We start from the raw sequence: 20,360 nt of genomic DNA, 5'->3' as shown, positions 1-20,360 counted from the left end.
GGATAAAATTTGAATCAATTGAGGTAAATTAATTAAATTTCGTTTTTTTAACAATTAAAATTCTGTAAGGGATTAAAACCCCAAACAAAAGCCAAGTAAATTGAAAAGGTCCTTCGGATTAGTTTTGTGCTATGGTTTTAAAGTGTTTCAAAAATTAATTAACTTGAAACTTGTTATTGAATTCGGTCGGCCCTGGTATTTGTTATGATTAAAGTTTTATTTGTTTGTTTAGGGAATATTTGTAGATCGCCTTTGGCGGAAGGTATCTTCAATCATAAAATCAGAAAATATGGATTGGAGAACAAATTTGAGAGTGATAGCTGTGGCACTTCTGATTACCATATCGGGGAACTGCCGGATGATAGGACATTGAAATGTGCTTCAAAATATCAAATTCCGATCAATCACCGGGCCAGACAGATCAACCGTGTGGATTTGCGTGAATCACATTACCTGATCGCTATGGATTTCTCCAACAAAAGGAATATTGAAAGTTTGCTGGAAAAACATCGCATAAAGCATGATCAATTGTTTTTAATCCGCGAGTTCCAGCCGGGTGCGGAAGAGCTTGAAGTACCGGATCCCTACTATGGTGGAGAGGATGGCTTTGAAAAAGTTTATCAAATTCTGGACAATTCTATAGAGCATTTTCTGGAACATCTCAAACAGTCCCAGAATATCTATGTTTGATGACAGAGACTTTTTTGAACAGGTTATTTTTTTAAGTACCGGATGGCATGAAACTTCGATTGAAAGTAGGTTGATTGTAGCGGGTAATATCAATCAAGGGATATATTAGAAGGTCAAAGAAACCTCTTATTTTTTGAAGGTCAATTTTGAGCAAAGTCTGGATGTTTTTGAAAAGGAGGCTCATGGATTGGCCCTTATGGCCCAGTTTTCGCCGTTCAAAATCCCCAAGGTGTTTCATCAAGGAAGGATTGAAGACCGGAATTTTCTTTTGATGGAATATATCGGGCCAGGTAGGCCTAGTCTTGGCTATTGGGAAGAATTAGGTGTAGGCCTGGCCCAGATGCATATGGCAACTAGACCGGAATTTGGTCTTGATGAAGATAACTATATCGCTTCTCTTCCCCAGGTTAACAATAACAGGTCATCCTGGGTTGATTTTTTTATCCATCAAAGACTGGATCCTATGATCGGAAAGGCATATTATGAAGATTTGATTGACACTGCTTTCTTAAAAAAATTTCAATCCGTCTATCCAAGGTTGACCAACTTTTTTCCCAAAGAAAAACCCGCACTTCTTCATGGAGACCTTTGGTCCGGGAATGTCATGCAAGCAGCTGATGGCAGGCCTTCTCTGATCGATCCTGCAGTATATTATGGGCACAGGGAGATGGACCTGGCATTTTCCAGACTTTTCGGTGGTTTTGATGAAGCTTTTTATCGTGCTTATCAGGAAGTTTTTCCTCTTGACCAAGGATTTGAAGAAAGGATTGCTGTGTACAACCTTTATCCCCTCTTGGTCCACCTATTGTTGTTCGGGAAAAGCTATCTTCCTGGTATCCAAAAAACCATCCAAAGGTTATTGTGATTTGGTCACCATCTGGAAGGTGGATCGTGTGACCTGTTCCATGAGGATTTCTTTATTTTTCATCAATTCCCCCATTATTTTCGGGTTATGGTTTTTGACGGTGATCAGTTGGAGGGATTCGTTGTATCTGATTTCGAAATCCTTATTCAGGGTATGGATTAATTTTTCCATTTTGAAAAGCTGCTTATCAATTACCAGAGAAACACTGATGGCTGATGTCTGCAACATATTGACCCTGAGTTTTAATTTTTCAAGCTCTGAATAAATCTGGTGAATATGCCCTTCATGAATAAATGTGAAATCAGTCACTTTGAAGCTGACAAGAATCTGATCATCCTTGACCACGATACATGGTGTCTTGTTTTCATGTCGGACATGATGGATTTTGGTACCACTTCCTTCCGGATGGATAAATGATTTCACAAAAAGGGGGATAGACAGGTTGGCCAATGGTTTGATAGTTTTTGGGTGGATGACCGATGCCCCGTAATAGGTAAGTTCGGCAGCTTCATGGTAATCCAATTCATCAAATTTAATCGTATTGGGGAATCTTTTAGGATCTGCATTCAAGACCCCATCCACATCTTTCCATATGGTCACAGATACAGACTTAAGGCAGGAGGCAATAATGGCAGCTGTAAAGTCAGAGCCTTCTCTTCCAAGGGTGGTGGTATTGCCATTTTTGTCTTTTCCTATAAATCCTTGGGTTACTACCGGGAATTTTTCAAGAATGGGTAGAAGGCTTTTTTTTATCCGGCTGCTTGTTGCCTTCCAGTCCACCTTGGCAAACCGGAAATCCGAATTGGTTACAATAAATTCTCTGGCATCCTGCCAGATGCAATAGATGTTCTCCAGGCAGAGGTATTCCTGGACTATTCTCGTGGCAATCAGTTCGCCATAAGAGATGATCCTATCATAGTACAAATCATAATTGTCCTGGCTAAGGGGTGCTTCAAGATCCCGCTGGAGTTGCAAAAAATAATTTTTTACAATGGCATGAATCGGATGGTTTTCTCCAAAAAGCCCCATGCAGGTCTCCAAGTGGTAGTTTTCTAAAATTGTAATATTTGAAGAAAAATCTTCTTGCCTGTATTTTTTTTCCAAAATTCCTTCCAATGCGTTGGTAGTTTTTCCCATGGCAGAAACTACAATCACAGTATGATTTCGCAATCGATTGAATAAAATTTTGGATAAGTTTTTGATCGAACCGGCATCTTTTACAGAAGCTCCCCCAAATTTGAAAACAAAAGTTTTTAACATCTGAATTTATGTTGTAATTTTCGGGAAATAAATTCCCAAATATAACTTTTCCAATATTTAATGAAAGTCAAATACTACACTCCCAGCGATTCCAAGTTAGCCTATTCTGTCGGCGTCACTTTGGACAGATTCATCAAAATGAAGCAGGATGATTTTCCATTTGCCTCCGGAGAATTGTCCCAGCTTTTGCGTGATATAGGATTAGCAGCAAAGATAGTAAATCGTGAGACCAATAGGGCAGGATTGGCCAATATTGCTGGTGCCTTTGGCAATACCAATGTTCAGGGTGAAGAACAGCAGAAGTTGGATGTAATTGCCAATATCCGGTTTACCCGTGCCCTGACCAAAGGAGGGGAAGTCTGTGCGATTGTTTCAGAAGAGGACGATGAAGTCATAGACCTTCAAAATACTTCAGGGAAATATGTGGTAGCCATCGATCCCCTTGACGGCTCGTCCAACATAGATGTCAATATTTCCATTGGTACCATTTTTTCCATTTACAGGAGAGTGACGCCTGTTGGCAGTCCTATTCAGCCCGAGGATATCATGCAGCCTGGAAATAAACAGGTGGCAGCAGGATATGTACTATATGGTTCTTCTACCATGTTGGTGTATACCACCGGTCATGGAGTCAATGGGTTTACTTATGAGGCTTCTTTAGGAGAGTTTTTCCTCTCCCATCCCGATATGAAAGCCCCAAAAGACGGGAAGATATACAGTGTGAATGAAGGGACTTACAACCAATTTGAACCTGGGCTGAAGGAGTATATTGAAAACTGTAAGAGGAAAGAATACAGCGCCAGGTATATAGGAAGCCTGGTGGCTGATTTTCACAGAAATCTCCTGAAAGGAGGGATCTATATCTATCCATCCAGCCCAAAATCTCCTTCAGGGAAATTGAGGCTACTCTATGAGGCTAATGCCCTGGCATTTATCGCCGAGCAGGCAGGGGGAAAGGCAACTGATGGGGAAACCAGGATTCTGGATATCCTACCAACAAGTCTGCATCAGCGGACACCTCTATATATTGGTTCCGAATCCATGGTCAATGAGGTGGAGTTGATGCTAAAAAAACAAAGGGCTTTGACGGTTTAAAAGCTATAAGAGAGTGTTTGATTCGATGAATAAAATTCGGGACGGGGAGCAATCCTTTGATCGTCCCGGATTTTTATTCATTCTGGTACTTCTTCCGGATTTCGATTTTTTGAACTTGTCTTTTGACCAAAGCCCTGGAGAGATCATTTGCCATCTGGTCCGGGTCAGATTCATGGAGAATCTTTTTGAGCACTTGCTCTCCCAGATCAATCCGATAGCAGATCTGCAAAAGCCTTTCAAAATCCCTGTCCAGCATTTGCTTTATTACTGGCGTTAGGATTTCCACCAACCCTTCTTCAGTAAAATTTTCCTGAATTTCCGGTAAATTAAAGTCTTTTTTGAGGATCTGGGCTGTTTGTTGAAGGATAGGAAACATGGTTAGGGAAGTCAAATAAAAAAGTGGAGCGCTAAAGGCTCCACTTATATATTCATTATTCTGATTGGGATTCTTTGTTTTCTTCCTGCTCTTGAAATACCTCTGGCGCTTCAGCTTTGATTATTTTATACCAGGATATGAGTTTTTTGATATCAGAGGGGTAAACCTTGTTTTCATCATAATTAGGGAGCACGTGCTTAAGGAAAGCCCTAAGTTCATCTGCGTCAGCCTCAGCGTCAAGTCCTAAGTCACCATTAAACTCCCTGTCAATATTTTTCATGATTTCCTCTAATGGGGAGGCGCCTTCCTCTGTCATGGTGTACATAGAGATCTCTCCCAAGATGGAAACCCGCTGATTGGCTCCCACAACCAACTTACTTTTTTTGGCGTCCAGGGATTCCAGAATCACTCCTCCCCTGGTAGGTTTCAATACTTTGTATAAGCCCGGTTTACCGGAAACAGTAGCTATTTCGTTGAATTTCATTGCTGATGTATTTATTAAGGCTGCAAATATAGGATATCCGCCTGAAAGGCCAAGCCTTACTTATGGCTGTCATAGTATTCCTGGACTTCATTCTCTATGAAGTTGACCAATTCCTCTTTGCCTTCACCGGTCTGGGAAGAGGTGATGAAATAATCTGGTTCATCCCCAAATATTTCCTTGGCAGCGTCCAGGAATTTCCTGACATTACCAAGAGTTTTGGTCTTACTTTGTTTGTCTGCTTTGGTGAAAATCAGGATAAAAGGAATTTCATTTTCACCGCACCAGGTGATGAACTCAAGATCTATTTTTTGTGGATCCAGCCTGCTGTCTATCAGAACACATACCGCTACCAGGTTGTCCCTATGGATGAGGTAGTCGCTGATCATTTTTTCCCAAGTGGATTTGATGCTCTTGCTCACTTTGGCAAATCCATATCCTGGAAGATCTACCATGTACCAATTGTCATCGATCAGAAAATGGTTGATCAATTGGGTTTTTCCTGGCTTACCAGAAGTTTTTGCCAGATTCTTATTGCCGGTAAGCATATTCACCAATGAACTTTTGCCCACATTGGACCTGCCGATAAATGCAAATTCCGGCTTGGTCGGTGCAGGGCATTTTTTGTAATCTGTATTGCTGATTAAAAAACTGGCTTTTTTGATCATGGCTCTTTTTTGGTGCAAAGGTAATTCTTTTGAAAGAATTGCACCTTTTTATTGGTGGATAATCTCCTGATAAAATTTTCCATTCAACCGATTAATCTCCAACATTTTTCAAATGCTCAGGTTTACTTAGTAATATTGCACAAAATTTTATACGCATGTCAGTAGTACCTTACAAAGAAAAGCAGGCCGGAAAGAAGGAGCAGGTAGCCGAAATGTTCAACAACATCAGCAAGAAATATGATTTTTTAAATCATTTGCTGAGTTTGGGGATAGATATCATATGGAGAAAGAAGGCGGTCAAAATGCTTAAAAAAGATCAGCCAAAACTGATTTTGGATATTGCTACTGGTACGGGTGATTTTGCAATTGAGGCCCTGGCCTTGAATCCGGATAAAATTATCGGGGTGGATATTTCTGAAGGGATGCTGGAAGAAGGCCGCAAAAAAATGAAAAAGCGTGGTCTGGACCATATTATTGATCTTCAATTAGGGGATTCTGAGAAGTTGTTGTTTGAAGATAATAAGTTTGATGCGGTCATCGTTTCTTTTGGAGTAAGAAACTTTGAAAACCTGGAAAAAGGTTTGGCGGATATGTACAGGGTATTGAAACCGGGTGGGAAGACAGTCATCGTAGAGTTTTCCAAACCGAAAAAATTCCCGATGAAGCAAGGATATAATTTTTATTTCAAATATATTTTACCTCAAATCGGTAAATTGGTATCTAAAGACAATTCCGCATACACCTACTTGCCTGAATCGGTTCAGGTATTTCCGGACGGGAAGGATTTTCTTGCTATTTTGGAAAAGGTAGGTTTTAAAAAAACAAAATGCAGACCCCTGACATTCGGCATCAGTTCGATTTATATTGGAGAAAAATAATCCTGTTTCTGCTTTTTTTAGCAGGGTTGCAGTTACATGCCTACTCACAGGCACGTTACGGAGAAATCAGCAAGGCTGGACAGGATGATAGATTGTTTTCTTATGGGTTCTTTTTGGCGGCACAGACCAATTACTTTCGCTTGAAATATTCTGATGCTTTTGCCAATCTGAACAATGGGCAAGGGGATAACATCGAAAGTATTGTGCCAGTATATACCCCAGGGTTTTCTTTGGGATTCTTAAGTATTTTTAGGATACATGACCAATTTAACCTGATGTTTACGCCAAAAATTGGTTTCTATGAGTTTGCCACTGATATTAATTCCTGGAGTCCAGGCCCAAGTGATGGCCCTGAAATGAGGGCAGAGCGAGTATTATCAGAAGCTACCATGGTAGAATTGCCCTTACTGTTCAAATACAAAGCCCAGCGCTTCAATAACAGCAGGATGTTTTTCACTGCCGGAGGCAGTTATATGTTCAGGACCAAAGAACAGGAGGAAGCGGATATAGAACCCATAGTTACCACGGGGAGAGATGTGACCCTTGATTTGGGGATAGGTTTCGATATGTATTTCAAATACTTTAAATTTTCTCCTGAAATCCGGTTTTCTCATGGTCTGATGAATATTTACAGACCGGAAACCACTGATCCAAGGTTCAGGGACCTGATTTCTGAAATCAGGAGAAAATCCATCACCCTATATCTGCATTTCCAATAAGGTTCATTTTTCCAATGGCAGGCATTCTTGTTCTTTTTGGTCAGCTTATGATCAGTTTCATTATGAGAATGGATGCTTTATGTACTTTTGTCCGTTTGAGTTAGGTATTTTAATGTTTAGACAAGGTTTGAATCATAATGAACAAGGTAGCAACGATTATTGTAACCTATAATGGGTCGAAGTGGATAAGAAGGTGTTTAGAGCAGGTATTGAACGGGTCAGTAACTCCTCATGTGATTATTGTCGACAACAACTCTTCGGATGATACCATTGAAATAATAAATCCTTTTCTTCAGAAAGTCGAATTAATTCGATTACAATCAAATCTGGGTTTTGGTGGGGCGAACAACATTGGCATAGAGAGGGCTTTAGAACAGGGTTATTCTCATTTTTTCCTCTTGAATCAGGATGCTTATGTGAACAAAGATTGTGTTTCCAAATTACTTGAAACAGCAATATCCCACCCCCATTATGGCATAATAAGCCCTATTCAATTGGATCAAGAAGGAATTGCCATGGATCCTGTATTTTATAGTCAGGTATTTAAATATTATAACCCAGATAAGGACAGGCTTATTCATGAGTTTGAAAAAATAAATCCAGCCGATCCAATAGAAGTAAGGTTTGTTGGAGCCGCTGCCTGGTTTATAAGTGCTAGTGTAGTAAAAAAAGCAGGTTTTTTTCATCCCGTATTCTTTCATTATGGAGAGGACAATAATTTTGCTGCCCGAGCTCAATATTTTGGTTATAAGATCGGGATTCAAGTGACCACTGCTGTTATTCATGATAGGAAACCAAGAGGAAAACAGGAATTTTTACCCGTCAAACTCAGGTCTTTTCCACTTCATCAATTGTTGGATATCAGAAAACCTTTTGTTATCGGCTGGATTGTTGGTTTGTACCAACTAATAAGAATTTCGAAAAAGCTTAAAAAAACAAGTGGGACGCAATACAAAAAACAGTTTTTGGAAAGCAGGAGCTGGTTTTTTTCAAAAATTAAAGATGCTTTTAAAATCAGGAGGGAAATGAAAAAAGGATTGACAGAACCATAATTTGTAAAGGTGAGTAACCTGAACTTTTTCCGGATTTTTTCCTTCTGTCTAAGTTTACCTTCTATCCACTAATTTATATATCTTCAAACGCATAGCAGCGCTTATTTTTCAAATTTGCTTTACTTTTTTATCCAGGGGTTTGGATGAATGTTCAAGGAAACGCTTTTCGAATCCTGTATCTTCCGTTTTCATCCAAACGTCCCAAAAAGTAAAATACAAACCGTAATTGCAGCGGTATTTCAGATGGTGAAGGTCATGATGGGTAGCTCCGACCATCCACCGCGCAATGGGATTGCTGATGGCTCCGCTGGTATAGATTTCCACCCCGGCATGGTTGATTACAGCAGTAATGGACATGGTAACCAACATGGCCAAGAGAACCGAAAAATGCATTGGGAGAATCAATACCAATACAGGAAGGAAAATCGCCTGAAGGAAAGCTTCAATAGGATGAAAGGAAAAGGAAGTAAAAGAACTGGTATATAAGCTGTTGTGGTGTATGTGGTGAAAATGTCTCAGAACTTTAGGGAGGTGCATCCAACGGTGAAGCCAATAGTAATAGGTTTCATGGATAAATAATGCCAAAAAGAAACTCATGGGAATCCAAATCAAATCCACCATAGATAGGCTGGTGTAAATTTGTGTATAACCTCTCTGCCAACAGATCAGCATTACAGTTCCTGATAGGGCAAATATGATAGCGCCTAAAAAGGAATACCATATCTCTTTTCTGACCTGAGGAAGTCTTACCTGTTGGTGCAATCTGCGGTAAGGCTGAGCGTCTCCCAGTTTTTTGTAGATAAGTTCATGATAAACCCATGCCAGTAAAAGGTACCTAAGGAAAATTCCTGTAAAAAGTATACAAGCAATTATCATAAAATTCTTGGGCTGAGAATAATCCGTACCCAAAAGCCAATTCAGATCGAAATCCATATTTGTAAATTACCTTGGCGTAAAATTAGATAAAAGTAATAGAAAAAGGATGACCATTTGGGTCACCCTTCTGCTTTGGGTTTTAGGAAACCGTTGACATTAAGCCAGTGGGTAAAGGCTTCAAACCAACGGTTGCTTGTCCGGTTTGGATTTCCTAGACCGAAACCATGTCCACCATTTTGGTAAAGGTGAAATTCCACAGGTCTGCCGGCTTTGTACCAGGACTCGATGATTCCAAATTGGCCGCGAAATAGAAAATCATCTGTGGCAATTACATTGAACATAGGAGGAGCATTTTCGGGAACTTCTACCGGTCCCATTCCACCATATATCGGGCCGATGAAGGCCAGTTTCATGGTTTTGGAATTCAATGTACAGTGCATGGTCAGCCCAGCTCCGGCAGAAAAGCCGATCATTCCTATCCTGGAAATATCAACTCCCCATGCTTTTGCATTTTTAAGGATCAGTGCATAGGCTGCCTCCGCATCCTCCAATTGATTGCTCAAGTCCCATCTGGGAGGGCTCGGAGGGGTGTTAGGTGTTGGATTGGCTGCTGCTGAGAAACTCCTGTTCATCGATTCGCTGAAGTCTTCAAGTGATGCCGGGGTAGGTTGAAGACGGTATTTGAGTACAAAGGCGGCTATTCCTTGCTCAGCAAGTGCTTCTGCTACTTCCCAGCCCTCATTACCCATTGAAAGCCATCTGAAGCCCCCACCCGGTGCTACAATGACTGCAGCGCCGTTTGCTTTGGCCGGATCCGGTAAAAAAGGTGTGAGAGTAGCAGTAGAGATATTTCGAGCCATGGGGTCGCCCCACTGTCTAAACCAGGTTTCTGGTAAGTTTTGTCCTTCCACACCTCCGGTTCCGAGAAGAATGGCATTAGGTTCTGCGGGGTTTTCTAATGGATAAATGGTGCCGTCCTGCGCCATGGCAGTTATAGCAAAGATTAGGAATAGGGCTGTAATAATGGTTTTAGATAGGTTCATGGTTATTTGAGGTTTTGAGTATTGATGCCTTTGTAAAATTTTAAAATTAAGGTTTTTGGCGATTAAAAAAGCCATCCTGGGAACAGCATGGCTTTTTTAAGTAGGTTATCTTTATTTGGTTAGTTGCCTTGAGGGATCAGTTTGATCATCAGTCCGGTAGCTTCTGTGATGGCATAAATATAGCCGTCCGGGCTTTGGGACACTTGGCGAACCCTACCTATATCTTTCAGAAGGGTTTCTTCTCCCACATATTTGGTACCATCCAGTTCTACCCTGGCAATTTGCTGACCTGCCAGTCCGGCTACCAAGATGTTGCCTTTCCAAGCAGGATATTTATCTGAAGTCACCAAAGTCATACCGCAGGTGGCGATAGATGGTACCCAGTAAGTTACCGGCTGCTCCATGCCTTCTTTTTCTGTCAGTTCGGTCAGGATGGTGCCATCATAATTGATACCATAGGAGATTACCGGCCAACCGTAGTTTTTCCCTTTTTCGATCAGGTTGAGTTCATCGCCACCCTTAGGACCATGTTCTACTGCCCAAAGCCTGTTGTTTTCTTTGTCATAGACCATTCCCTGAGGATTTCTGTTGCCATAAGTCCAGATAGAGGGTCTCGCACCAGGGGTGTTTACGAAAGGATTGTCCTCCGGTATTCTTCCGTCATCATAAATTCTATGGATTTTGCCATGGTCATTGTCCAGTTCCTGGGCATTCTCCGGCCTTGAACCTTTATCGCCGTTTGAAAAATACAGGTAGCCATCATTGTCAAAGACAATTCTTGATCCGAAGTGTCTGCCTCCTTTCCATTCAGGCCCACAGACGAAAATTTCTTCCACGCTGTGGAGGTTGTTTCCGTCCAATTTGGCTCTGGAAATGACCAAAACATCTCCTTCACCTTCCGGTCTGGCATAGGCCAGGTAGATCCAGCCATTGCTGGCATAATTGGGGTGGATAGTGATGTCCAATAGGCCCGCTTGATTGATTTCATGCACCTCCGGCACTCCTGTCAGTTTTTCTCCTGTGAATTTGTCGTTTTTAAATACAAGAATTTCTCCTTTTCTCTCCACCACCAACATCCTGCCGTCAGGAAGCCAGGTCATGCCCCAAGGGCTTTCAAATTGGGTGTAAAGCGTGTCCACCTTGATGGTCATTTTTTCGGTGACCGTGGCAAATGGACTGGGTTCGTTATGGGTGCTTTTTCCTTCTTTTCCTGAACAGGAAGCCAAGCTTATTGCCAAACAGCCTGCCAAAATAAAAGAGAGATTTTTCAGGTTCTTCATAAGGTTTTGATTGGTTAATTTTCAAAATTAATCAATTCCCGACAGAATTGTTTGATTGATTTGATCAGCGGTGGCTTTTTGAAGTAAAAAGCCTTTTAAATACTGGATGTGCTTAATAACTTTAGCCGAATTAAAACCAAAATACCTATGAATCAGATTTGGATCATGACTTCTGCCTTTGACCAGCTCAACCTGGATCAGACCATTGAAAAAGCCAAAGAAGCAGGAGTACAGGGACTGGATGTATGTGTGTTCAGAAAAGACGGTACCCGAGATGATTTTGTGGCTACCCATATGGATTATGAACATTTTACACCGGATAGCGCTAAGGAGATTATTGAAAAATTCAATGCCGCCAATTTACGTTTGTCAATTGGTGCTTTTGAAAATCTGATCGGGGGAGATCCTGTTCATAGAATCAAGAACCAAAACCATTTACTCAAACTGATCCGGATGGCATACCTTATGGGGGGGGATGAAAATGATGTCAAAGTGGGTACTTTTGTTGGTTATAATCATGAATTGGGCAACCAGGAAAATGGTTTTGAAAAAAACCTGGAGGAATATCAAAGGGTCTTCGCGCCCATTATCAAATATGCAGAAGATCTTGGGGTTACTGTTTTGTATGAAAACTGTCCCATGGAGGGTTGGCGCTCTTCCGGCTACAGTACAACCTTCAACAACCTGACAGGTGTATTGGCTGCTAGGAAAATCATGTATGAACTTATTCCAAGCCCCAACCATGGGGAGATTTATGATCCTTCCCATGATATATGGCAAAATACTGATCCTGTTTCGGTCATCGAGCATACAGATATGTCAAGATTAAAAAGGATACATGTGAAGTCCACGCGCAATTTACCGGATCCATTTTGGGGAAATATGTACCCTATGCAGCGGGTGAAACCGGAGTGGGCAGCCAAGGCTGGAATTCCATACAGCACCAATGAATGGGACAGACACCATTATGAGGCCACTTTGCCGGGATTTGGATTAGGTGACAGTATGGATTGGAGGAGATTTGTAGAGGTTTTGCAAAAGAGGGGATTTGATGGGCCATTTGAAATTGAAAATGAGGCCAAACTATCGAAGCAAACAGGCAAAATGGGGGCGATCATGCAGGGAATTAAGGCTGCAGTCCAAAACCTTGCTCCAATGTTGTACCCATTAACTGAGGAGGGTTTTGTTTACCCTAAATCACAAGTTCAGCCACTCAAAGACCTTAACCGCAAGGATGTTCCGGTGGTGAAGATGGAGGAGTTGTAGAAAGAGCCAAGACAAAAGTAAAAAAGAGCCAAGGAAAAAGGGAAATGGGGTAATAATGAAGAGTTAACAATAGAGAAAGAAATAATGAGGGGTGAAGAATGGAGAATGAAGCGTGAAAATTGGAATTCCCTAAAAGGTCTGAAAGACCGCTCTGTATCAGCCTGGGGTGAAATCGCAGGTAAAAATAGGGAATCCACCATGCGAGGTCTGAAGCACCGATCGGTGATTGAAGGTAAATGCGTATTGAAACAGGGGTTTAAGTTTTTGATTTAAATTATTGTCATTGACAAAAATTGTGGCAGAGCGCCTCATTTTGTAAAAGCCTTAATGAGGTAAACGGCAATAGTCCCAAAGAGGGCAATTAGAAAGACAGGCATGAATTCCTTTCCCAATCCTTCCTGATTCCCTATGGCGTTTTGAATGGTAGCATAGGTTGTATAGAGGAAAGTAACAACAATTATTACATTTAAGGTTCTGATCAAACGGGTAGCCATGCGGTATTGCCGTTCCGCATTTTCAGGGGTAATGGTAGAGGGATAATTGAAGAGGTGTGGGATTTTATTGAGGAAAAATAAACCCGCATAGGTGATCAAGCCCAAAATCGGCATCACCCATATCATTCCTTTTCCGCCAAAGGCGGTAATCTGTCCGGAGGCATCATAGTGCCTTGGGATCCGGTCAGGGAGTTCCGGGTAATAATAAATGGGAAGAACCAATAAGAGGACCAGGGCCAAAAAGCCCAAGCCCTCCATGATTTTATCCAAGGCGGACCGTTCCAGTTTGATGATGGGTCTTTCTGCCATTTTTTTTCTTACATTTCCCAGCCCGGTCTTACAGGTTCCTTGATATATTGGTCAGCCTCAGGGATACCTTTGGCCTTCATATTGTCATAATCCCGTTCTATCAATTTACCTCCCAACCTGAGCGAAAGTACACCCAAAAGGGTGATTTCTGTTAATCTGGCCCCATATTCAAAATTAGAGGAAGCTTGATCCCTGTTGCGAATGGCATCGATCCAATCCTGAAAATGACCATTGGACCTTTTTAAACTTGGTTTAGGAGGCTTGATATTGGTGCGTAATGATTCCGGGAAAACCTGTGGTTTTCGGTTTCCTCCATCGTTGATGATGATGCCTTTGGTGCCTACAAACATCGAGGCCCTGGCTGGATAAACATATCCTTTGGGCAGGGCAGAGTGGAGGTCAGGCTTCAAGCCTCCGGAATACCAGTTGATTTTCATGGCCTTTTGTTGGCCTTTAGGCGAAAAATGGAAATAGCCGATCTCACCATAAGGGGCAATCTTACTGTCTGAATAACCGGCAGGAAATACCTGTACCGTATCTGGACTTTTCAGGTCAAAGGCCCAAGTGACAGCATCGAGGTCATGGCAACCAAAATCTCCCAAGGCACCACAGCCATAGTCCCAAAAATCCCTCCAGGTTACTGGGACATAATCTTTGTGGAAATGCACCATTTCTCTTGGACCAATCCATTGGTCCCAATCAAATCCGATAGGCATGGTGCTTTGGCCTTGGGGTAAACCCTTCAATCCAGGTAGCCAGCGGCCGGCAGGTACCCAGGCATGACATTCTTTCACTTCTCCAATGACCCCGGCACGTAAGTACTCCACAGTTTCCCTGATGCCCTCCGTGGAATGGCCCATATTGCCCATTTGGGTCATCAGGCCTGTTTCTTTGGTGACCTTGGCTACTTCCCTGGCTTCCCAGATATTGTGGGTGAGTGGCTTTTCGCAATAGACATGCTTGCCCATTTTAAGGGCCATAAGCGCTATGTAGGCATGGGTATGGTCAGGGGTGGAGATGACGATGCCATCCAAATCTGATGAATTTTCCATCAATTTTCGGAAATCTCTGTATTGGACAACCCGCTTGTTGTCTCCTTTGGCCGCATAATGGGCGTCAATCATATTGGAGACGGGTCCTAATCCTGCTTCTGATCGGTAATAAAAGTCAGCTAAATTCCAATAGTAGGCGGGGTCTGCAACTGCAGTGATGTTCACATTCTCTATTTTGAGGAAATCCTGAGCATTTTGCTTTCCTTTGCCTCCCGCACCGATAATGCCCAAGTTAACCTTGTCGTTTGGTGCTGTATATCCTGGTCCACCGATCACATGTCTCGGCACTATCATCATTCCTGTACCGCTTAGGGCAGCGGCTTTGACAAAGTCTCTTCTGGAAAGGGGCGATTTTTTGTTTTTCATCGTCAATAGGGTTCAAGGTTGGTCAATGCATAAGTTATTTATTTTGACCTAACAAAAAATAATTTATTTGATGAAAGTAGATTCATCGAATTTTCATGGTCATTTTGTGCTTTTCACCCTCCTTTCCTTCTTCCGTTTAAGGGCTGCCATAGCTACTAAGTAATCATAGCCTTTGATGAGCTGCTCTAAACGGTGATCATGGATTGATTTTTACGGGTTTTAGCTCCTCGAAGAAAATATCGTCGTTGGGTACATTAAAATCCATTCCGACAACCTGCATTTTATTGTTGAGTAGGAATTGGAGTGTGCCGAAGTTAAACCAGGCATGCTTCTCGTCCCAGATGATTTCATAGGTGTCATAATGCCAGTGTTTCAGGCTGGCACTCAGTCTTGGAGCATCTTCAAAGTAAAGGCGCAAAGCCCCTTTTTCTTCTTTGACTTCGATTTTGCCATAGATGTCTGAGCGATAAGTACCTGCAAATTGGGAAGGAGAGAGGGATGTCTTGGTATTGAGGACTCTGGCTTTTTTGATGTCTGCGATACGGGTGTCATAGGCTTGGTTGGCCAAACTCCTTTTGAGCATATCTCCAGACCAATCTTTACTTCCTGTTCCTAAAAATTGGTCAAAAGCATAGTAGGTAGCAGCCATGATGGGGCTTTGGTGGCCATTGGTCAGCACCACTACGCCCAACTTTTCTTCAGGAATCATGGTCACTGCGGTAATCATGCCATCGTAGCCTCCTGTATGGCCTACCATCAACTTCCCATGGAAATCTCCCAAATTCCAACCCAGTCCATAACCATTGAAATGCCTTCCCAGGTCGTTTGGCTGGGTATGGTCCACCACATTCACATTGTGCATGGTCCACATCAGGTTGCGGTTTGCTCTGGAGATAAGCGTGTCCTCTCCGATGATGCCATGGTTTATATTGAAGATCATCCATTTGGCCACATCGCTCACGGAAGAAATCAACCCGCCTGTAGCACCAATAGTGTCCCAATCTTCAAAAGCAATAGGGAAGTTTTTTCCTTCTTCACGTCCGTGGGCAGTGACATAATTTCCCTTTTTATCCAAGTCTTTGGCAGTGGTGATGGTCCTGTCCATGCCTAAAGGGTTGAGGATGCGCTCCTGTACATTTTCTCCCCATGTTTTGCCTGTAATTTTCCTGATGATTTCCCCAGCAGTCACATACATCAGGTTGGAATAGCCATAACCTCCTCTGAAGTCGAAAGCTTGTGGAACTTTCCCTGCCCTTTTGATAAAATCCTCGGCGGAACCTTCATTTTTGTACCAGATGACGTCTCCACTAAAGGTTCCCAGGCCCACCCTATGGCTGAGCAGGTCGCGGATGGTGACATGCGCACTGATCCAAGGATCATCGAAAAGGGTAAAATATGGAAGGTGGTCCTTTACCCGATCGTTCCAATTGAGTTTTCCCTCCTGTACCAGCATAGCAAGGACCGCAGATGTAAAAGCCTTAGAATTGGAAGCAATGGCGTAGAGGGTATGTTCATCGGGTTTTTCATTTTTACCAACTGTCTTGTTGCCGTAGTTGCCGGTGAAAACCAATTGTTCATCCTTAACAATGCCTATACTGGCTCCCGGAACATCCCAGTCTTTGACCATCTGTTCAAAATAAGTATCAAGTTTTTGGAAATCGGGGGTAGTTTGGGCCTCAGGATAGTGAATTGCCAGCAGGAAAAAGACCCAAATGAAGAGAATATGTTTTTTCATTGATTGAGCGGGGAAAGTTGATGGCTCAATATAAAAAGGACTTGGGACTGTCCAAATAAAAGAGAAGTGTTTAGAATTAGAAAAATTAGTAAAGGGACTTTTTTCATGATATTAGGTATTCGGCAAAATCATTTGCCCGCTTTCAGGTCTTTTAGGAAGGAGTTTTTCCCCATATGAATGAATACAATTATTTTATTGAATTCGATGAGAGCGGTAATCCTTTGAGGTGAAAAGACACGTGAGGTGAAAATACAAGGTTTGTTGAAAGCACAATTGAAATAAATTACATCTGCGCTAAATCGGTTGAATCAGCTTTATCTGTGAGAGACTGTTCACCTCTCCACCCTTATCTGTCTTCTGATCAATCCTTCTTTATAACGGATATGTAGGTAATAGAATCCGCTTTTGAGTCTGCGGGTGTCCATGCTTATCTTTTCTTTGATACCGGATTTACTGAATACTAGTTCACCTCGCTGATCATATAGCTGAACATCAAAGCTAGAATCATCTCCTTCCATTCGCTTTACCAAGGGGTTCCATTGTACCTGCAGTTCATCATCTACCGGATTGGGGAAAGTCAAAAAGCAAAGTTCACAACCTCCACCGGCGCAGGAAGGCTCCGTATACATGCTGACTGACTTCCAATCACTCCAAAAGCAGCCATTGTGTATCCTCACAGATACTGACGCATCAAAGAACGGGGGTGATGGAGTGTAATTGTTAAAATGTATCCAGAAATACCCGTGGCTCACTTCTGTATAGTGACCATTGGTTACTTGTACTTCATATTGGTACCAGGGTTGATTAGGCCCTGGATAGAAGCCGAATGTCTGGTTGGGACAGACATAAGGAGAAGATTCAAAAGGCTCCAGACTGATAGCTGAGGTAGGGATGGGTCCTGTAGCTGTGACGAAAGTCTTCTGCACCTCCACATCCCCACAATCGGTGGTGATGGTGGCTGTAAGCGTAACCTGTCCATTTCCCTGTGGAGTAAGGTTTACGCTGTTGCCGCTTCCTGAAATACCCGCCATTCCTGCCGGACTGGTCGACCAACTGACCGTACTTCCCACAGGGGCATTCTGTAGGGTATAGGTATCGCTTGAACAGAGGAAGTCGGGGCCGGAGATGGTGGCGCTGACACATTCGCAAAGGCAATCAGCGTTTGCCACACTGTTTCTTATCACATTGCCCGGTTGAAGACCGAAACCAAGGTTAAAATTAACGCCTACACTCTGCAAATGACAATAACTCATAATTGTGCCGCCACCTGAAGGAACACCGGGATTAGGGCAATTTTGACATCCCCCACCATTAGGATCAGGATTCTCCACACAACCCCAACATCCATCGATAGCCGTGTTATTTCCATTCCAAACACATGCATGGGTATGGCGAGAGCCGAACAAATGGCCAAACTCATGGGCTACTATATGGACAGTCCAACTATAAGTAGGAACAGTCTCATAGTTGTTATGTAACATTGCAACAGACAATCTCTCAGAAATGTCTGGATTACATATACCATCCATTTCGAGAGCAGCAATACCTCCTCCCACGTCTGTTCTAAATGTCAGCAATTGACCCAAATCACCGTTAAATATGGTTCTATTGGTTTGGAATTGCTGCAAAAGAATACCTAAGTTATTGGACGTATAGGGATCAACAGTAGTCCATACAAAAATCTCAGAAATCGATGTTTCTATATTTTCATTTTGATAAAGTGTAGCAACTTGGTTGAACACAGCAGCTACAAAACTTTCCACCGAGGCCACGCTTCCTCTTGTCTGGAAAATATCATGTTCGGTTTCAAAGTAAAATCGGACACAAACATCTTCCGAACTGATGGAAGATTTTGATGCTTGGGATAAGATTTCTGGATCATAATCTGTAATACCATGCCCATGAGTCTCACATTGAAAGTCCAATTTCTCCTTTAGATTCCTGTCACTATAAAAAATGTGTCTTCCACTTATTTTATCCAATGCCAGATTGAAATTGCCTTCATCTGTAGCGATCAAGCCTATCACCTCATCTTCCATAAAACTGATGGCTACCAAGCTGTTGGGGTCACCTTTTACGATTCCCCTGAAGTGCTTGATATCCTTGTTGGCCGATAGGCTTTGCCCATCACTGGTTACCACTTTGTAGCTGTAAAAAGAATCGGGAACTTCTAGCAGTTCAAGTTGGAGTTGCCCGGTTTTTAGGGGAATACTAAGTGAAACAGCCTCTTGTAAATCAGCAAAAACAGAGTTTTCATAATGTAAAAAATGAACTTCCTCTGAACTTTCAAAGTTGCCGAGCATTACCTCATCATCCCAAGATTGCGCAAAAACAGTTGATACTACCCGGAACTCTATTTTACGGGTCTTGGCCTCTTGTACACTCTTGAGCAACAGGTTTTCCTGACCAATAACGATTGTAGATAAAAAGATGAAAGCTAAGAAAGGTAAATTACAAAGGGACTATGACACAAACTGTGTAAGTTGGTTTCACTACTTACGAAGTTAAAGTTAAACCTCGAAATTCTCTGTGTGATTTAGAAGAAATCGCACAGGGAATTTGAGGAACCCGCGGTAGGCGCCCCCCGGTCTGTGTGTGGACAATTTCTTACCTTTATAACACACAGATTACAAAAATGAAAAAAGAAGATCTCCTAAATGATGACTTCCTCAAGCAGTTCAGGACTGCCGGGGAGCTTAATTCCTTCCTTCAACAGCTTCAGAAAAGAGCCGTTGAGAAAATGCTTGAAGGCGAGCTGGATGCCCATCTTGGCTATGAAAAGCATCAGAATTCCGATAATCCCAATTCAAGGAACGGCTATTCCACCAAAACAATAAAAAACACATTTGGGGAAGCTGAAATCAGAGTCCCAAGAGACAGGGACGGCAGCTTTGAGCCTGCCCTTGTGCCCAAACGCAGAAGCATGGCGGAGGGCGTTGAAAACGTGATCATTTCCATGTATGCCAAGGGAATGTCAAACCAGGACATCGAAGAACAGATCCGGGAGCTTTATGACATCAATGTTTCCTCCTCCACCATCTCAAGGGTTACCGGTGCCGTAGCGGAGGATATTGTTGCATGGAGAAACAGGCCGCTTGACCCTGTATACCTGATCGTTTGGATGGATGGTATATCCTTCAAAGTCAGGGAGAACTCCAAAGTGGTCAACAAGACCGTTTATATTGCCGTTGGCCTCAGAACTAACGGCCTTAAAGAGATCCTAGGCCTTTGGCTTGGCAAGAATGAATCTTCGGCTTTCTGGATGGGGGTACTCACCGACCTGAAAGCCAGAGGGGTTGAAGATATTCTCATAACGGCAACTGACAACCTGAACGGGTTTACTGATACGATAAAAGCTTCATTCCCCCAATCAGTCACTCAGATATGTGTCGTCCACCAGATCAGAAACGCATGTAGATATGTCGCATGGAAAGACCGCAGGGCGTTTACAAGGGATATGAAGGAAATTTATACCGCCCCTACAAAAGATGCTGCTTGGGCTGCCCTGAACGATTTTGCCAAAAAATGGGAATCCAAATACGCTTATGCCATCAAAAGCTGGAGGGACAACTGGGATGAACTCACCGTTTTCTTCGATTACCCGGCTGAAATCCGTAAAATCATCTATACCACCAACCTGATTGAAAATCTCAATGGAAAGATCAGAAAATACACCAAAAACAAGCTCTCTTTCCCGACAGATGATGCCGTAATGAAGTCTGTTTTCCTGGCTGCAAGAGAAGCATCGAAAAAATGGACTATGCCTATCAGAGACTGGGGAGCTATTCTTAACAGTTTCCTGCTTATATTTGGTGATAGGGTCAGGCTTCTTGATACCTGACAATAAAACCATAA

General features: G+C 42.5%; 20 protein-coding genes. 9 read left to right on the top strand and 11 right to left on the bottom strand.

The window, feature by feature from the left end:
- The first annotated feature begins 204 nt into the window (after positions 1-204).
- Positions 205-690, top strand: coding sequence for a low molecular weight protein-tyrosine-phosphatase (locus tag BC751_RS01755; RefSeq protein ID WP_130274048.1), 486 nt, complete (start codon positions 205-207; stop codon positions 688-690).
- Positions 691-823: 133 nt separating this feature from the next.
- A complete protein-coding gene (locus tag BC751_RS01750; protein ID WP_341272815.1) occupies positions 824-1,555 on the top strand; it encodes a fructosamine kinase family protein in 732 nt (243 codons plus the stop codon).
- On the opposite strand, the gene BC751_RS01745 is transcribed toward BC751_RS01750, so the two are convergent.
- A complete protein-coding gene (locus tag BC751_RS01745; RefSeq protein ID WP_130274047.1) occupies positions 1,547-2,815 on the bottom strand; it encodes an aspartate kinase in 1,269 nt (422 codons plus the stop codon). The genes BC751_RS01750 and BC751_RS01745 overlap by 9 nt on opposite strands.
- A gap of 60 nt (positions 2,816-2,875) precedes the next feature.
- Between BC751_RS01745 and fbp the strand changes: the two genes are divergently transcribed.
- Positions 2,876-3,910, top strand: coding sequence for a class 1 fructose-bisphosphatase (gene fbp, locus BC751_RS01740; RefSeq protein WP_130274046.1), 1,035 nt, complete (start codon positions 2,876-2,878; stop codon positions 3,908-3,910).
- Positions 3,911-3,983: 73 nt separating this feature from the next.
- Here fbp and BC751_RS01735 read toward each other — a convergent pair whose 3' ends face one another.
- From BC751_RS01735 to yihA, 3 genes are read right to left on the bottom strand one after another with little or no spacing between them, the layout of a single operon-like run.
- Positions 3,984-4,286: a hypothetical protein gene (locus BC751_RS01735; RefSeq protein ID WP_130274045.1), complete on the bottom strand. Its 303-nt coding sequence runs from the start codon at positions 4,284-4,286 to the stop codon at positions 3,984-3,986.
- Between the two features lie 55 nt (positions 4,287-4,341).
- Positions 4,342-4,770, bottom strand: a complete 429-nt coding sequence (locus tag BC751_RS01730; RefSeq protein ID WP_130274044.1) for a DUF5606 family protein — start codon at positions 4,768-4,770, stop codon at positions 4,342-4,344.
- A 56-nt stretch (positions 4,771-4,826) separates the two neighbouring features.
- Complete coding sequence (yihA, locus tag BC751_RS01725) at positions 4,827-5,435, bottom strand: ribosome biogenesis GTP-binding protein YihA/YsxC (protein ID WP_130277461.1); 609 nt, start codon at positions 5,433-5,435, stop codon at positions 4,827-4,829.
- A 155-nt stretch (positions 5,436-5,590) separates the two neighbouring features.
- Here yihA and ubiE point away from each other — a divergent pair, with 155 nt between their 5' ends.
- The 3 genes from ubiE to BC751_RS01710 all read left to right on the top strand — a co-directional run bounded on the left by ubiE (position 5,591) and on the right by BC751_RS01710 (position 8,084).
- Complete coding sequence (gene ubiE, locus BC751_RS01720; RefSeq protein ID WP_130274043.1) at positions 5,591-6,313, top strand: bifunctional demethylmenaquinone methyltransferase/2-methoxy-6-polyprenyl-1,4-benzoquinol methylase UbiE; 723 nt, start codon at positions 5,591-5,593, stop codon at positions 6,311-6,313.
- Positions 6,262-7,032, top strand: a complete 771-nt coding sequence (gene porT / locus BC751_RS01715; protein WP_130274042.1) for a type IX secretion/gliding motility protein PorT/SprT — start codon at positions 6,262-6,264, stop codon at positions 7,030-7,032. The genes ubiE and porT overlap by 52 nt, the downstream gene beginning before the upstream one ends.
- A gap of 137 nt (positions 7,033-7,169) precedes the next feature.
- On the top strand, positions 7,170-8,084 hold the full coding sequence (locus BC751_RS01710; RefSeq protein ID WP_130274041.1) for a glycosyltransferase family 2 protein: 915 nt from the start codon (positions 7,170-7,172) through the stop codon (positions 8,082-8,084).
- A gap of 108 nt (positions 8,085-8,192) precedes the next feature.
- On the opposite strand, the gene BC751_RS01705 is transcribed toward BC751_RS01710, so the two are convergent.
- The 3 genes from BC751_RS01705 to BC751_RS01695 all read right to left on the bottom strand — a co-directional run bounded on the left by BC751_RS01705 (position 8,193) and on the right by BC751_RS01695 (position 11,283).
- Positions 8,193-9,017 carry a sterol desaturase family protein gene (locus BC751_RS01705; RefSeq protein WP_130274040.1) on the bottom strand — a complete coding sequence of 275 codons (825 nt, stop codon included), beginning with the start codon at positions 9,015-9,017 and terminating at the stop codon, positions 8,193-8,195.
- A gap of 62 nt (positions 9,018-9,079) precedes the next feature.
- Positions 9,080-10,003 carry an alpha/beta hydrolase gene (locus tag BC751_RS01700; protein ID WP_130274039.1) on the bottom strand — a complete coding sequence of 308 codons (924 nt, stop codon included), beginning with the start codon at positions 10,001-10,003 and terminating at the stop codon, positions 9,080-9,082.
- Between the two features lie 119 nt (positions 10,004-10,122).
- Positions 10,123-11,283, bottom strand: coding sequence for a PQQ-dependent sugar dehydrogenase (locus tag BC751_RS01695; protein ID WP_130274038.1), 1,161 nt, complete (start codon positions 11,281-11,283; stop codon positions 10,123-10,125).
- A gap of 147 nt (positions 11,284-11,430) precedes the next feature.
- Here BC751_RS01695 and BC751_RS01690 point away from each other — a divergent pair, with 147 nt between their 5' ends.
- Positions 11,431-12,549, top strand: coding sequence for a sugar phosphate isomerase/epimerase family protein (locus tag BC751_RS01690; RefSeq protein ID WP_207226825.1), 1,119 nt, complete (start codon positions 11,431-11,433; stop codon positions 12,547-12,549).
- Positions 12,550-12,633: 84 nt separating this feature from the next.
- A complete protein-coding gene (locus tag BC751_RS01685) occupies positions 12,634-12,822 on the top strand; it encodes a hypothetical protein (RefSeq protein WP_130274037.1) in 189 nt (62 codons plus the stop codon).
- Between the two features lie 35 nt (positions 12,823-12,857).
- Here BC751_RS01685 and BC751_RS01680 read toward each other — a convergent pair whose 3' ends face one another.
- From BC751_RS01680 to BC751_RS01665, 4 genes are all read right to left on the bottom strand, one after another.
- Positions 12,858-13,352, bottom strand: a complete 495-nt coding sequence (locus BC751_RS01680) for a DUF1648 domain-containing protein (RefSeq protein ID WP_130274036.1) — start codon at positions 13,350-13,352, stop codon at positions 12,858-12,860.
- Between the two features lie 8 nt (positions 13,353-13,360).
- Positions 13,361-14,770: a Gfo/Idh/MocA family protein gene (locus BC751_RS01675; RefSeq protein WP_130274035.1), complete on the bottom strand. Its 1,410-nt coding sequence runs from the start codon at positions 14,768-14,770 to the stop codon at positions 13,361-13,363.
- A gap of 196 nt (positions 14,771-14,966) precedes the next feature.
- A complete protein-coding gene (locus tag BC751_RS01670) occupies positions 14,967-16,505 on the bottom strand; it encodes a serine hydrolase (protein WP_130274034.1) in 1,539 nt (512 codons plus the stop codon).
- Positions 16,506-16,837: 332 nt separating this feature from the next.
- Positions 16,838-18,898 (bottom strand): M12 family metallo-peptidase, encoded by a 2,061-nt coding sequence (locus BC751_RS01665; protein WP_130274033.1) that lies wholly within the window; start codon positions 18,896-18,898, stop codon positions 16,838-16,840.
- Between the two features lie 242 nt (positions 18,899-19,140).
- Here BC751_RS01665 and BC751_RS01660 point away from each other — a divergent pair, with 242 nt between their 5' ends.
- Entirely contained in the window at positions 19,141-20,346 is a 1,206-nt protein-coding gene (locus BC751_RS01660) for an IS256 family transposase (protein WP_130274032.1), read from the top strand.
- Positions 20,347-20,360 lie beyond the last annotated feature (14 nt).

Origin of the sequence: Cecembia calidifontis (assembly GCF_004216715.1) — a bacterium.
In the GTDB taxonomy this organism is placed as follows: Bacteria; Bacteroidota; Bacteroidia; order Cytophagales; family Cyclobacteriaceae; genus Cecembia_A; species Cecembia_A calidifontis.
The sequence above is the reverse complement of the archived record's forward strand: the minus strand, read 5'-3'. Positions and strand labels throughout refer to the sequence as shown.

Bases quoted from the DNA above. Each gene is read 5' to 3' on its own strand.
- BC751_RS01680 (WP_130274036.1), bottom strand. From the start codon at position 13,352: ATGGCAGAAAGACCCATCATCAAACTGGAACGGTCCGCCTTGGATAAA.
- BC751_RS01670 (WP_130274034.1), bottom strand. From the start codon at position 16,505: ATGAAAAAACATATTCTCTTCATTTGGGTCTTTTTCCTGCTGGCAATT.
- BC751_RS01700 (WP_130274039.1), bottom strand. From the start codon at position 10,003: ATGAACCTATCTAAAACCATTATTACAGCCCTATTCCTAATCTTTGCT.
- BC751_RS01710 (WP_130274041.1), top strand. From the start codon at position 7,170: ATGAACAAGGTAGCAACGATTATTGTAACCTATAATGGGTCGAAGTGG.
- porT (WP_130274042.1), top strand. From the start codon at position 6,262: ATGCAGACCCCTGACATTCGGCATCAGTTCGATTTATATTGGAGAAAA.
- BC751_RS01690 (WP_207226825.1), top strand. From the start codon at position 11,431: ATGAATCAGATTTGGATCATGACTTCTGCCTTTGACCAGCTCAACCTG.
- BC751_RS01735 (WP_130274045.1), bottom strand. From the start codon at position 4,286: ATGTTTCCTATCCTTCAACAAACAGCCCAGATCCTCAAAAAAGACTTT.
- BC751_RS01695 (WP_130274038.1), bottom strand. From the start codon at position 11,283: ATGAAGAACCTGAAAAATCTCTCTTTTATTTTGGCAGGCTGTTTGGCA.
- BC751_RS01675 (WP_130274035.1), bottom strand. From the start codon at position 14,770: ATGAAAAACAAAAAATCGCCCCTTTCCAGAAGAGACTTTGTCAAAGCC.
- BC751_RS01755 (WP_130274048.1), top strand. From the start codon at position 205: ATGATTAAAGTTTTATTTGTTTGTTTAGGGAATATTTGTAGATCGCCT.
- BC751_RS01705 (WP_130274040.1), bottom strand. From the start codon at position 9,017: ATGGATTTCGATCTGAATTGGCTTTTGGGTACGGATTATTCTCAGCCC.
- yihA (WP_130277461.1), bottom strand. From the start codon at position 5,435: ATGATCAAAAAAGCCAGTTTTTTAATCAGCAATACAGATTACAAAAAA.
- fbp (WP_130274046.1), top strand. From the start codon at position 2,876: ATGAAAGTCAAATACTACACTCCCAGCGATTCCAAGTTAGCCTATTCT.
- BC751_RS01730 (WP_130274044.1), bottom strand. From the start codon at position 4,770: ATGAAATTCAACGAAATAGCTACTGTTTCCGGTAAACCGGGCTTATAC.
- BC751_RS01685 (WP_130274037.1), top strand. From the start codon at position 12,634: ATGAGGGGTGAAGAATGGAGAATGAAGCGTGAAAATTGGAATTCCCTA.
- BC751_RS01660 (WP_130274032.1), top strand. From the start codon at position 19,141: ATGAAAAAAGAAGATCTCCTAAATGATGACTTCCTCAAGCAGTTCAGG.
- BC751_RS01745 (WP_130274047.1), bottom strand. From the start codon at position 2,815: ATGTTAAAAACTTTTGTTTTCAAATTTGGGGGAGCTTCTGTAAAAGAT.
- ubiE (WP_130274043.1), top strand. From the start codon at position 5,591: ATGTCAGTAGTACCTTACAAAGAAAAGCAGGCCGGAAAGAAGGAGCAG.